The organism is Paenibacillus sp. 2KB_22 (genome assembly GCF_052115745.1).
Classification (GTDB): Bacteria; Bacillota; Bacilli; order Paenibacillales; family Paenibacillaceae; genus Paenibacillus.
Genome location: NZ_JBFRHG010000004.1, coordinates 87,216 through 101,289, shown reverse-complemented (window position 1 = coordinate 101,289; position 14,074 = coordinate 87,216). Strand labels below are relative to the sequence as shown.

The following is a 14,074-nucleotide window of genomic DNA, read 5'->3' as shown; positions in this document are numbered from 1 at the left end:
GATGAATATACGTATTTTTGAAAATGAAGAAGATTTGAATGCCACGGGTGCAGGAGTCATCGCCAGTTTATTGCAGACCAAACCACGTGCAGTCCTCGGACTTGCAACGGGAAGTTCGCCTGTAGGCATATATAAACAACTTATTACGTTGTACCAGAAGGGACTGGTCAGCTTCTCGCAGGCTTCTTCATTCAATCTGGATGAGTATGTCGGACTTCCAACAGAGCATCGCGAAAGTTACCGCAGTTTCATGAACGAACAATTATTTCATCATATCGATATAGATCTTGCCAGAACGCATGTGCCTGATGGTCAGGCTGCCGATCTGGAACAGGAATGTAAGTCTTATGAACAGCGGTTGGATGATCGTGGACCAGTAGATCTGCAACTGCTGGGCATTGGACATAATGGTCATATTGGCTTCAATGAACCGGGAACCGAACTTACAGGACGAACGCATGTCGTGGATCTGAAAGAAGAGACGCGAAAGGCAAATGCACGTTTCTTCGACAGCATCGATGAGGTTCCGGCTCAGGCGATTACGATGGGTGTCGGTACCATTTTGAAAGCCAAACAGATTCTGCTCATAGCCCGTGGCGAGGAAAAAGCCGATATTATTCGCGAAGCTTTTATGGGCCCAATCACAACGGCCTGTCCTGCATCGCTGTTGCAATGTCATCCAAATGTGGTGGTGTTGCTGGACCGTGCAGCAGGGAGGCTGGTGAGATGACCGGAGCGAATAGCCATGAACCTGGGAGCCAGCGTGATGAAAATATTTCTCTTCTTCGGGGCAAGCTGCTCCTTTCCAATGAGATATTGGAAGACGGTGTATTAGCCTGGAGGGATGGAAAAATCCTTTATGCTGGGATACCGGAAGGTCTGCCTGAACAGATTCGGCGAGAAGCTTTGCCGCTGTCTGTACCGGACCGTAGTCTCATTGTGCCTGGATTCATTGATATCCATGTGCATGGTGGGAACGGAGAAGACTTTATGGACGCTAGCCCCGAGGTGTTGGACAAGATCACTTCTTTTCATAGTACACAGGGCACAACAGCGATGCTTGCGACTTCGATGACCGCTCCGAAAGAGCGACTGGACAGCGTACTTGCTGAAGTGGACCGCTACCGTTCCGGTGAGATGCCATATGCACAGCTTGAGGGTGTACACCTGGAAGGTCCGTTTTTCAGTCCGAAATGGCCTGGTGCGCAAAATCCGGAACATATCATTCTGCCTGATGTATCCTGGCTTGAAGCATGGGAGAAGCAATATCCCGGTCTAATCCGTCAAGTTACGTTGGCACCGGAACGTGAAGGCGCACTGGAAGTCATCTCATGGTTGCGTGAACGGCGGATTACAGCGGCACTCGGCCACACCGATGCGACCTATGAAGAGGTCGAACGGGCAGTGGAAGCCGGACTTCATCATGCGGTGCATACGTTCAATGCGATGACACCGCTGCATCACCGGCTACCGGGAGCTGCCGGAGCCGTGCTGAGTGATCCACGCATCAGTGCTGAGGTGATTGCCGATGGTATTCACGTACACTCTGCGGCGATCTCAATCCTCGCTCAATTGAAGCAACATAACGATCAACTGGTGTTGATCACAGATGCCATGTCTGCCGCGGGACTGGATGACGGGGAATACAAGATCGGCGACCTGCCTGTAATCGTGAAGCATGGCGAGGCCAGACTGAAGGACGGCGGCGCACTGGCGGGAAGTACACTGACGATGATTCGCGGTTTCCGTTACCTGGTGCAGGAAGTGGGCTTGAGTCTGAACACTGCATCACGTGCAGCAAGTCTGACCCCCGCACGCCTGCTGGGTATTGATCACCGAACAGGTTCCCTGGCTCAAGGAAAACAGGCAGATATCGTTTTGCTGAATGCGGAGCTGGATATTGAGGGTGTGTGGGTGAAGGGCAGACGGGTCGGCGAGTAAATTGTAGCGTGGATTTGTTTGCAGAGAGGCAACACCTTGCACAATATGTTAAAATAGATCTCAAAAAGACGGGATCTGCGGATCACGCATAACGGAGGCGTGAAACATGGAACGTAACGCTATGCTCGAAAATGATCCGTTCATCGCAGTGTTGGCGGAGAAGTTGCACATACACGGATACTATGCCTTTTATGGCGAGCATTACAATGAGACCGATATGGAGCAGTACCGCAAGCATCTGTTCACATCATTCAGCAACATCGTGTGGGTAGAGCTGGATATACGCAAAAAGTATATGATTGTCGATCATCGTGGACGCAACACGGTCATGAAACTGATCGAAGGAATGCTGAACACCCGCAGAACACTGCGGGCGAATCAGGCCATGGCGGGGACTGATACTTCTGGCGTCCAGCAGGAAATCGCACACTTATCCAAGCTTGTGCACATGCTGAAGTTTACATCATTTCGCACATAAGCAAATTATAGTAAATGGCTCTCCTAAGTAGTCTTTTCCAAAGGGACGCTTGTTCTAACGAACCTGCGAAGTCTTATTTCAAAGATTTTGCTGTCATATAAAATGTAACGAATCTCAGACACGCTATTTAATGAAAATGAGCGATATTACGTTACAGAACTATGTTTATACTCAAAATAAGGCGGCTACGATTCGTTAGATTCTCAAACCTGCGAAATTTCGAGCAATAAGGCTTGTGCGGTTCTTTAGACGACAGTTGGCAATCTCGATGTAGATTATGTGTGTGGCTCCATACTCAACGAAATAGAGATTTCTGTCATCACTGACGGAAATCTCTTTTTGCCTTATAAATCGACTCTTCAATTCAGCAACAACCATATTCCCCAAGATTCACTCATTGACTCGTTCACGGGAATACAAGCTTCTGTAGTTCACTCCTCTAGTAACTCATGTAGTAATTCATTTAGTAACTCATCCAACCATTCCTTCATTCGTCTTATGTTATGTCTGAATCCCCATCCTAAACAGTTATCTAAACGAAGTCACAAAACTACTGAACAGCGTCCGGACATCATACTGATACTGGTTAATCGGCTCAATCGGACGGTTCTCTCCAAGAAGGGTGTAGACGGCGATACGTGCTGCCCGGACCGAATATTCCTCGGTGAATACCACGTCATCGGGAATTTCGCAGAATTGGCTAATAAAGGCCAGGTTGGTGGAGTCCTCAGGCACAACTTTCGGTCTGTCACTGTTCAGTCTAGGCATGAATTGGGCAGTGATGTAGGGCATCATGCAAGGAATGCAGTTGGCGGTAGCCATGATCGCCTCTTGATGCTCTTGAAAATGGAGATGGCAGATCAACTCCTGCATAATCTCTTCTCCGGTGCAATCGCTCATTTTTTTCTTCACATAGTCACCTACGTTATCCGGGTACAATCCGTAACCCCAGAACACCTTGACATGCTCGGGCTGACCGCGGAAATGCGGCTGGAAAGCCAGAACGACAGACATAAACCAACTGGAATCCTTGAACGTAACCAGAGCGCCGGTACCTGCCCGGTTACGTGTGAATTTCCCCATCAGATCAAAGAAAACCGAATCCTGGAAGGTGACCGTAAACGACTCCCATTTGGACTCATGCACATGATCATTAAATGAAGAAGGATTGCCCAGCATCGGTTTCTTGGCGGCAATGTTCTCCCACAGCTTCCATGAGCTGCCCTTGCCGTTCAGCTTCGGTGCGGAAGTCATGGAGCCAAGGTCGGCCCCTTCGGTCATCGAGCCATTGGTGACAATGACCAGATCGCCTTCGTCGATGTCAATGACCTCCTCTTTACCTCCCTTGAGCACATGCATCCGACTCACCGTAATGCCCTCGCCGTCTTTGAAGTCCAGATCCGTGACGGTACATTTCAGCGTGAAATCTACGCCAAACGGTTCCAGATAGTTATACAGTGGCAGGATGATCGAGTCGTACTGGTTGAAGGGTGTCCGAGTGACACCTTCCAGGGTTTGAATTCTCGGGAATTCGTGAAAAAAGCGGAGCATGTATCTTTTGAATTCCACGGCGCTATGCCAAGGTTGGAAGGCGAAGGTGGTCGCCCACATATACCAGAAGTTCGTTTGGAAAAAGTGAGGACCAAACCAGTCGTTGATTCGCAGTTTACCCAGCGTGTCTTCAGGAGTAATAATCAGCTTGCCCATCGCCAGACGATCGGCCATATCAAAACCCATGGAGAGCACATCTTCGACCTTGCCGTCACGGTTGATGAGCCGCGCATTGGAATGGGTGGGATTGGCATCGTCAAATTCGGTAATTTCCTGTCGGACAGATATGCCCGGACGGTCGATGGAAGGAATGGAAGCCAGCAACTCCCACAGATTCTCATACGCCTCGTCATTGAGCATTCGCCCGCCGCGGATGATATATCCTTGATCGGGATTACCAGCCCCATCATTGCTACCACCGAGAATCGGCATTTCTTCGATAATGTGAATGTGTTCTCCTGGAAAGCCACAATCTCTGACTAGATAAGCTGCACCCGCCAAAGATGCAATACCGCCGCCTACAAAATAGACCTGTTTATTACCGTGTTCTTTCTTCACGATCATTCGCCTCCAAAAGGTTCTGTAATCACATCCCTAATGTAAACCTTGAAGGTCACGTAAGGTATGATCAAAAGAACTGGAGTGTCCAATTTTTGGTCACTTTTGAAAAAGTGTCTAAAGATTATGCTTAGATCACATGTAAAAAAAGCCGCTCATCCTTAAGAGGGTGGCAGCTTATCCTCATACCTGTGCAATGCCCTCAGGACATTGCCTTCGATCAGCTCACTGAGCTTCTCGATAATTTGTTTTGGCGGTTCTTGCATGTTACCCCTCATCCACTGAATGATCAGCCCTGTGAAGGCCAGGGTATAGAAGTTGGCGACGAACTCTTTATCTTCACTGCGGACCCTTATCCCACAGGCCAGCTCATCAATAACACCCATAATCAGATCATGGGTTACTTCATAGAGGTATGTATCCAAGTGGGTGCGCCCGAGCGAGTCAAGTGTATTGCAGCAGAATGATTTATTGTTCTCGATGTAACAAAAGATTTTATAGAATCCGTCCGTCCATGTGCTGTAGCTTCGGTACTCGGTAAGACTTTCCACCGCTTCAGTCTGATAGATCCATCCAAGCAGCGCGTAAATATCCTGAAAATGATAATAAAAGGTTTGCCGGTTCAATCCGCAATGATCAACCAGATGTTTGACCGTAATCTTGTTCAGTGGAATATGCTCCATCAGTGATTTAAGCGAGTGAGCTAGCGCATGTTTGGTTAGGTGAGAAGCAGACACAACAATCACCTCATCATTCGGATTAGCTTGCCGGGGCATAACAGGAGGTAAACACCCCATGGCCAAAAGTCCCGCAGCGAAGTCACTTAACATAACCAGGTCAAAACGCAAGAATCCCGAAAGATCCTCCCATTCAAATATCCCCGTGGCTGACCACCCTTGTAATGAAGCAGGGCACCTATAGCTATCAACGACATTTGTTACCCGATCCGCACCATGACTCCAGCAGGGGATATTCTAGATATCAACCGTCCCAAACAAACCTCCAAAGGGCACCGCTTGTCTTGTCACTATCAAAACCCTTAAAAGTTAGCCCAGTTAACCCTCATTAAAATCAGTCACAATAAAAGCAGCCAAGGTAAAAGCCTGAAACCTAGTGAAGGAGACGTAATTAATCTAATAAAACGGCTGATAAGGTCGCGTATATTATCTCTATAACACTAAACCATTAAAAGCGGGACCCCGTCTATAAAATTAGTCATAGGAAGAACGATAACGAAGTTATCGAGAAAAAAATCGAAAAAATCGAAAAACTGTTCAGTAGCCCATCGTTTTGTGATCTATCACACTAACCTTCAAAGTTAAACCCATACCTTTAAAGAAGCCATAATAAAGCAAGCTGTACGCAATGATCGATACAAAATAAATTCAAAGAAACAGCCTATAAGTCACCATATTGTTATCACTAATACACTAAACCATTTAAAGTAAGTCTCCATCGTCTCCATTCATAAAAAGCAGCCATTGAAAAAAAACTACATCTTCACCAAAGCCTCAAAGCCTCAAAGCCCCAAAGTAGCAAAGCAACAAAAACACAAGAAAACAAATGAAAAAAAATCAAATCAAAAAAGAACGACCCGAAGGCCGTTCTTTTGTTCTCCCTATTACCTAACCCATATAAAAAGTTAGGATCAATCTTAAAATCAGTCTGCGAGAGCTGCAACGTAGTGAAGGGGACGAAATCGATTCTGAAGAAGCGGAGCGCTCGCCTTTATCGTCGGATTTTACCCTTAGAGAAGGGGAATCCAAAAAATCCGACGATAACAGCGATCAAAAGAACGATTCGGCATCGGAACGTCCACTCAGCACTCTCTCATGAACTGGTTTTAAACACGATGATTACAAACTCTTCAAAAACCGAACAATCGTCAACAACCCTTTATCAAAGTTCTCCAGGTTGAAGTGCTCGTTCGGTGCATGCAGATTCTCATCCGGCAAGCCAAAGCCCATCATGACAGCAGGGATTTCGAGTACACGTGAGAGCTTCTCAACAATCGGAATGGAGCCACCATCTTTGGTAAAGAGGGCACGAACACCATACACGTGCTCATACGCATCTGCCGCTTTTTGCAGGATTGGATTGGAAGGATCGGTGTTGAAAGCAAAAGCTTTCTCGATCTGTTTCACATGCAGGGTTGCACCCGGTTGAACGTGAGCGCGCAGATGTGCTTCGATACGATCCAATACATGTTGTGGGTCTTGGTCCGCTACGAGGCGGCAGGTGATTTTGGCATGAGCTTCCTTCGGAATAACCGTTTTGCTGCCTTCACCCTGGAAACCACCCCATACCCCATTCAGTTCCAATGTTGGACGAGCGCCAACACGTTCCACGAACGAATAACCTTCTTCGCCGTACAATTGCTCCAGTCCGAGGTCTTGACGAAGCTGTTCTTCATTGAAGCCCTGTTTCACAAATTCTTCTCTCATCTCAGGAGACAGTGGCAGAACGCCATCGTAAAATCCATCTACACTCACACGGCCTTGCTCATCATGCAACGATGCGAGCAGGGATACGAGTGCATGCAGTGCGTTGGGTACACCACCACCAAATGAACCGGAGTGCAAGTCGGTATTGGCTGTGTTCAGATCTACGTGAAGCGAACATAGACCACGCAGGCCAGTGGAGATCGCCGGTTTCCCTTTTTCAAGCAGGGACGTATCCGAGATCAGTATCATGTCTGCACGCAGCTTGTCCGTATTGTCATTCAGATAGATGGGCAGGTTCGGACTGGAGATTTCCTCTTCACCTTCGATACAGAACTTGATGTTAACCGGTAGTTCTTTGTTTTCGGCGAGAATGGCTTCTACAGCCTTGATATGTAGGAAGATCTGTCCTTTGTCATCCGTTGCACCACGAGCGAACAGCTTGCCATCACGAACAGTCGGTTCGAAAGGAGGCGTGTCCCACAGGTTAAGGGGGTCTACAGGTTGTACATCATAATGACCATAGATCAGAGCTGTCGGTTTGCCGGGTGCATGCAGGTGATCTGCATAGACAATTGGATGTCCAGCCGTTTGAATGACCTCTACATTTTCCATGCCTGCACGTGTGAGCGCATCTGCTGCCCATTGTGCTGCACGATTAATATCCTCTTTATGCTCTGAAATGGCGGAGATACTTGGAATGGACAACCATTCATTCAGTTCTGCCAGGTGTTTTTCTCTATTTTGTTCAAAATAAGTCTGTTCTTTCATTAAAAAGGCCTCCTTCATGTTTGCTTTATCTCATTGTAATCCATTTTGTCATGTTAATAAAACATTGGTTAAAAAAATGATCGGTTACAGATCGTTTCATTCACCTGAAGATTGTGCGTATAATACAAGAAAAGGATTTCATCCATATATTCTCAAGGGAGTTGAGGAAGTTTCCATGACAGTCAGACCCGATGCAAGCAGGCAGGTGAGCAGCGATGGAACCGACTAGGAATGGTCGAATATTTGGCAGATTCAAGCGGTTATCCGATTTCAAGGCAGGAAGATATAAAGGACGATTTTATCGAAACAGCCTCATGCTTATTTTGCTCATTGCCAGCATTCCTGGGCTAATCACAGGTATCGTCATGTATCAACAGGTGGTTGGCCGGATGGAAACCGAATTCAATCGGATGCATCAGAACCAGATCGAGAATCGGGCACGCAACGTGGATGATCAACTGGCCTATCTGGAGATGAACTTATCTCATTGGGCTTTTGAACCGAGGTTTGGCAATGCACTACGAACGCTGGATTTTGTGTATTACTTCAATGAAACGCAGGAGATTGTGACTACATTATATGTACTACAAGGTTCCCACCCGTTGATCAAGTCAGCCCAGCTGTATTTGCAGGAACCGAAGCCGATCTTATTTAATCGGGATTATAACGAGTTGAACGATGATGCCAAAGTACAAGCGTATGATCGTTACCTCTCCATGGGCAACCACGTGTACTGGACAGACTGGGTTTCGGGCATCAACAGAGATACGGCACCTTCGACCAACAATAGTCTACTGCATACGGATGCAGGTAATGCACTCGTTCTTGTACATAAGATCCCGGGCGAAAGCATGAATCCATTTGGAGCACTAATCATCACGCTGGATAACGAGAAAGTCGCCAGTTTGTTGAAAACGCTTACTCCTTATGATGAAGGTTTAACGTTCCTTATGGATCAGGAAGGCAACACACTGGTTACCGGGAATCCGGGAACGGCGGGAGAGACTTCTGCTTTTGAGCAGCAGCTAAAAAAAGAAGTGACCCTGCATGCCGATAGCCGCTCATTCCTGTTCCGATATGAGGATCAGACCTATTCTGTCTCGTACGGCTCATTGAGTCGGATCGATTCGGACTGGACTTACGTCTCCGCAGCACCTTTGACCTCAGTCACTTCGCCAGTCAAGCTGGTATCCAAAATCATCGTCATTGCGAGTGCAGGCAGTCTCATTCTGGGATTATTGTTATCTTGGTTTGCTTCCCGCCGCATCTATTCGCCTGTAGCACGGATGCTGCACCTGCTTACGCCTGGCCGAAACGAGACAACACCAACGGATGAGAAGCTGGACGAGTTTGAGCTGCTAGAGCAACAATGGAACGAACTGACCTCCCGCAGTGTAATGGCACATCGCCAATTGCAGGAGCAACTTCCGCATCTGCGCGACAGCTTTGTCTTACAGCTTGTACAGGGACATCTATATGCCTATAACGAGCAGGATCTCCAGCAGCGCATGCGTCATCTCGGATTTGAGCTGGAGGGCCAGCAGTATTTGCTGGTGCAGATGTATTTTACGGGGTACGAGCAGCTGCAAGGCAGATTTGGAAGCCAGGACACGGGATTAGTTACCTTTGCAGCAGTGAATATTACTCAGGAAGTGGCGAAAAATTATTTCAGGCAGATCAGTGTTATGAACTTTCATGACCTGTCTTCCGCCATGCTTGTGATCGCTCCTCAGGACGAACCTGTGAAGTCACAAGCGATGTTATGGGGACAGGAGCTAGTGGAGGTCATTGGACGAACACTCAGAATGAAGGTGACCTTGATGATCAGTCGCCCAGCAGCTTCACTTCAGGAATTGCCTGGACGATTCGTGGAGATGGAACAGGCCGTGGCATATCGCAGTGTGGAGGAAGGAAGTCAGATACTCGATCTGGAGGATGAGGAGTGTTTCCGTAGAAACGAAGCAGCTTCCTATCCGCTTGGGCTGGAGCGTGAGTTGCTACAGGCAGTCAGGCTGGGCAAGCAAGTCGAAGCAGAACGTGTGCTGGAACAATTCATGAGTGAGATTACACGGGCGGGCAGTACCGAATTTCAGGTGCAGCAGATGATGCTGCAATTACTCGGCAGTATTCAGCACATGATGCTGCAAACGGGAGTGACACCTTATAAGCTGTTTGGTGGTTGCAACATGTATGAACGGCTATCCGGTATTCGTGAACCTTTTCAGATGAGACAATGGATGATGAATGAGGTATTCACACCGTATATCCAAGCGATCGAAGCACGATCCCAGGAACCGCTGAAGCTTGTGGTGGAACGAACGATGTTGTATATCGATACACATTATCTCAGCGATATTTCGCTGGAAAACTGTGCTGACGCGGAGCAGATGACACCTTATGCACTGAGCAAGGCATTCAAACAGGTATCTGGCATCAATTTTATTGATTATCTGACACGTGTGAGAATGGAGGCGGCGAAGCAATTGTTACGGGAGACAACGATGAAAATCAATGATGTTGCCGTGGCTGTAGGATATCAGCATAGTTATTTTAATCGGATCTTCAAGAAACAGGAGGGAATTACCCCGAGTCAGTATCGTGAACATTGGTTTGGACAATAACCGTTTATATCTTTGTCATTTCAGACCGGCATTCAGCTTTAGCGGATGTCGGTTTTTTCTTTTTTTTACCGTGATACAAAGAAGGATAAACCTGCAAAAATGTGCAATTCTACCTGCTACGTTATGTTCAGTTTCTTGTGAAAATGGCGTTATAGCGGGCTTCCCGACCATCATGTCGTAGCCATGCAAAAAATGAAGGTTGCCGGAAACTAAGGGGCTGTATAGTCTGAATAACAGATAAATTGATAACGCTTACAAAGTTGCGGAAGGGGAGACGTGATGAACGGGAAGACGAACTGGAATACCAACGCCACGGCAACTGCTCAAGCGGATATGGCAACAAGGCCCATGAGACGAGAGTCGAACTGGAAAAGGCAGATCAAACGAAACAAATGGTTATATGTGCTTGTGCTTCCCGGCTTTTTGTACTTTGTCATCTTTAAATATTTGCCTATGTGGGGGATCATCATTGCTTTTCAGGACTACCAGCCTTTCCTGGGCATTCGGGAGAGTAATTGGGTGGGGCTAGAGAACTTTACGAACTTTTTCTCCAACCCGGACTTCTTCCGACTATTACGCAATACGCTGGTCCTTGCGCTGTATGATCTTGTCTTCTTTTTCCCGGCACCGATCATTATCGCCTTGTTATTAAACGAAATTCGGGTCGCTTTCTTCAAAAGAACGATTCAAACGCTGGTCTATGTACCTCATTTTGTATCCATGGTTATTATTGCTAGTATCACTTACGTGTTCCTGACCCCGCAAGGCGGCGTGTTATACGACCTGATCGCCTGGATCACAGGCAAGCCTATTGATGTGCTCTCCAGTCCGGGTTCGTTCCGGCCGCTCATTATTGTTCAGATGATGTGGAAAGAGATGGGGTGGGGCACAATTATCTTCCTGGCGGCGCTCGCAGGTGTGGATACGGAACAGTATGAAGCCTCCATTGTGGATGGCGCAGGACGATTCCGGCGAATGTGGCATATTACGCTTCCCGCGATTCGTACGACTATAGTCATTTTGCTCATTCTCAGACTGGGGAATTTTCTGGATACCGGATTTGAGCAGATCTATCTGATGACCAACTCCCTCAACCGGGATGTCGCAGACGTATTTGATACGTATGTGTACACGGTGGGGATTACGCAAGGTGCATTCAGTTACAGTACCGCTGTTGGACTATTCAAGTCTGTGGTGGGGATCATTCTGGTGCTCGGCAGTAATAAACTTGCGAAAAAATTTGGTCACCCCGGAATTTATTAAGGAGGAGCGCCCATGAACAGCCGTCTATACAACAGCCCTGCCGGCAAGGTATTTGATATCTTCAATTACGTCATGCTGGGGATTCTGGGCATATTAACTGTCCTTCCTTTCCTGTATATTATAGGGAATTCTTTTGCAACGGAAGCCGAGATCACCGAACGCAGTTTTTTCCTCATTCCGAAGGTATTTTCCTTCAGTGCATATGAGTATATTTTCTCTTCTTCCACGATCTTTCACAGCATTGGCGTTTCCATCTTCATCACGGTGGCAGGCACACTGGTGAATCTGTTCTTCACCTTAACGATGGCTTATCCACTGTCCAGAAGTGACTTCTGGGGCCGTAACGTCATGATGAACATGGTGATCTTCTCAATGTTATTCGGTGGTGGCATGATCCCAACGTATCTCGTTATTCGTGGACTGGGACTGCTCGATTCTTACTGGGCCCTTATGCTTCCTGGCGCGATCAGCGCGTTTAACTTAATAGTAGTCAAAAACTTTTTTCAGCAAATGCCGCCCGGGCTGGAGGAAGCGGCCCGCATCGACGGCTGTTCGGATCTCGGCGTGCTGTGGCGAATTGTACTGCCTTTATCGAAGCCGGTCATTGCCACGTTTGCCTTATTTTATGCCGTGGGACATTGGAACAACTTTTTCTCGGCACTACTGTACATTTCCGACAGTGACAAATGGCCGTTGCAAGTCATGTTGAGACAGATTGTATTGCTCTCGCAAGCCAGTGTCGGAGATATGGCGAACATGGACCCCAATTTTGTACAGCCACCAGAGCAGTCGATCAAAATGGCAGTAATCGTTGTAGGTACGATTCCGATTTTGCTGGTGTATCCGTTTTTGCAGAAGCATTTTGCCAAAGGTGTCATGTTAGGTTCAATCAAAGGCTAAAGCCAAGGGGGAGAACGTATGGGACAAAAAACGGGATTCAAAAAAGGGGCACTGCTACTCTCTGCGTCACTGGTACTGAGTACAATTCTGGGCGCATGCTCCACGGACAAGGCAGATTCAGGAACCGCTACGGGTGGCACCGATCAGCTCACGATTATGCTGCCGAACTTTGAAGCGGAGAATCCGCCGGACAACAGCCCTGTGATTCAGAAGCTGGAGGAGTTGACCAAGGTTGATGTTAATCTACAATGGGTGCCGAGCAGTTCCTATGAGGACAAATTCAATATCACACTGGCTTCAGGCAAACTTCCGCAAATTATGGTCGTATTAGGAAAATCGCCAAGCTTTATCAATGCAGCCCGGACAGGGGCATTCTGGGAACTCGGTCCTTATCTGAAGGACTATCCGAACCTGAGCCAGATGAATGAAATCATCACGAACAATGCCTCTATCGATGGCAAAACGTATGGAATATATCGGGCTCGCCCTCTGGGACGTAATGGGGTGACTATCCGTAAGGACTGGCTGGAGAATCTGGGGCTGGAAGAGCCGAAGACGATGGATGAATTTTACAATGTATTGAAAGCGTTCACGAAGGATGACCCGGACGGTAACGGAAAGGATGATACGTACGGTCTGGTAGCCAGCAAATTCACGGGCCCATGGGATAACATGCAGGTCTGGTTCGGTGCCCCTAACAAATGGGGAGATGATGGCAGCGGAGGTCTGATTCCGGCGCATGAGACACCAGAATACATGGAAGCCCTGAAATTTTTCCGCCAGATCTACAGCGAGGGTCTGGTGAACAAGGACTTTGCCGTGATGGATGCGACGAAACTGCCTGATCCATTTGTGAATGGGCAAGCGGGTGTCATGGTGGATGTAGCAGATAATGCGCAGCGTATGGATCAGAAGATACTGGATAAAGATCCGAATGCGACAGGACGTGTGGATGTGCTGCAAGCCATGGAAGGTCCGAAGGGGCTCCGTGATATGCCAACGTCCGGATATTCCGGAATGATTGCCATCTCCAAAGGCAGTGTCAAAACGGAAGAGGAACTGAAGAAGGTACTAAGTTTCCTGGATCAACTCAATGAACCAGAATTGCAGGCGCTACTCGGGAATGGACTGGAAGGCAAGCAGTATGAGAAAAAAGAAAACTATATCATCCCTTCCACTGACAAGCTTGCCCTCCGCGATCTGCAGGGATTGAATCAGATATTGATGTTTGTGCCGGAGGACAGAACACTTCGTGTACAACAGACACCTGTCCGTGAAAAAGTTGCACAGGTGCAGAAAGCCAATGAAGAGATTGTCATCGCTAATCCTGGCGAACCACTGATCTCTGATGTGTACGCCCAGAAAGGACCGCAGCTGGATAATATCATTAATGATGCACGGATCAAATATATCGTAGGGCAGATTGATGAGAAAGGATTCGAAGATGCGGTTGCCCTGTGGAAGAACAACGGCGGAGACGATTATGTGAAAGAAGTCAATGAACTGTACGCTGCACTGAAGTAGTTGGAGACCAACGATACTTTTGAACA

At 47.5% G+C, this 14,074-nt stretch carries 10 protein-coding genes; 7 read left to right on the top strand and 3 right to left on the bottom strand.

The window, feature by feature from the left end; all coding sequences use genetic code 11:
* Window position 1: 1 nt before the first annotated feature.
* The 3 genes from nagB to AB4111_RS22830 all read left to right on the top strand — a co-directional run bounded on the left by nagB (window position 2) and on the right by AB4111_RS22830 (window position 2,419).
* The gene (gene nagB / locus AB4111_RS22840) at window positions 2–730 is read left to right on the top strand and encodes a glucosamine-6-phosphate deaminase (RefSeq protein WP_442033353.1); all 729 of its coding nucleotides are present in this window, start codon (window positions 2–4) and stop codon (window positions 728–730) included.
* Window positions 727–1,941, top strand: a complete 1,215-nt coding sequence (gene nagA, locus AB4111_RS22835) for an N-acetylglucosamine-6-phosphate deacetylase (RefSeq protein WP_442033352.1) — start codon at window positions 727–729, stop codon at window positions 1,939–1,941. The genes nagB and nagA overlap by 4 nt, the downstream gene beginning before the upstream one ends.
* 106 nt (window positions 1,942–2,047) lie before the next feature.
* Window positions 2,048–2,419: a hypothetical protein gene (locus AB4111_RS22830; protein WP_442033351.1), complete on the top strand. Its 372-nt coding sequence runs from the start codon at window positions 2,048–2,050 to the stop codon at window positions 2,417–2,419.
* Between the two features lie 528 nt (window positions 2,420–2,947).
* On the opposite strand, the gene AB4111_RS22825 is transcribed toward AB4111_RS22830, so the two are convergent.
* The 3 genes from AB4111_RS22825 to AB4111_RS22815 form a co-directional block, all read right to left on the bottom strand.
* Window positions 2,948–4,534 (bottom strand): oleate hydratase, encoded by a 1,587-nt coding sequence (locus tag AB4111_RS22825; protein WP_442033350.1) that lies wholly within the window; start codon window positions 4,532–4,534, stop codon window positions 2,948–2,950.
* A 155-nt stretch (window positions 4,535–4,689) separates the two neighbouring features.
* Window positions 4,690–5,376 (bottom strand): TetR-like C-terminal domain-containing protein, encoded by a 687-nt coding sequence (locus AB4111_RS22820; protein ID WP_442033349.1) that lies wholly within the window; start codon window positions 5,374–5,376, stop codon window positions 4,690–4,692.
* 1,008 nt (window positions 5,377–6,384) lie between these two features.
* A complete protein-coding gene (locus tag AB4111_RS22815) occupies window positions 6,385–7,740 on the bottom strand; it encodes a dipeptidase (protein ID WP_442033348.1) in 1,356 nt (451 codons plus the stop codon).
* A gap of 215 nt (window positions 7,741–7,955) precedes the next feature.
* Here AB4111_RS22815 and AB4111_RS22810 point away from each other — a divergent pair, with 215 nt between their 5' ends.
* The 4 genes from AB4111_RS22810 to AB4111_RS22795 all read left to right on the top strand — a co-directional run bounded on the left by AB4111_RS22810 (window position 7,956) and on the right by AB4111_RS22795 (window position 14,048).
* Complete coding sequence (locus tag AB4111_RS22810; RefSeq protein ID WP_442033347.1) at window positions 7,956–10,361, top strand: AraC family transcriptional regulator; 2,406 nt, start codon at window positions 7,956–7,958, stop codon at window positions 10,359–10,361.
* 333 nt (window positions 10,362–10,694) lie between these two features.
* Complete coding sequence (locus AB4111_RS22805; RefSeq protein ID WP_442033496.1) at window positions 10,695–11,624, top strand: ABC transporter permease; 930 nt, start codon at window positions 10,695–10,697, stop codon at window positions 11,622–11,624.
* 12 nt (window positions 11,625–11,636) lie between these two features.
* A complete protein-coding gene (locus AB4111_RS22800; RefSeq protein WP_442033346.1) occupies window positions 11,637–12,524 on the top strand; it encodes a carbohydrate ABC transporter permease in 888 nt (295 codons plus the stop codon).
* Window positions 12,525–12,542: 18 nt separating this feature from the next.
* Window positions 12,543–14,048, top strand: coding sequence for an extracellular solute-binding protein (locus AB4111_RS22795; protein ID WP_442033345.1), 1,506 nt, complete (start codon window positions 12,543–12,545; stop codon window positions 14,046–14,048).
* The last annotated feature ends 26 nt before the right edge of the window (window positions 14,049–14,074 follow it).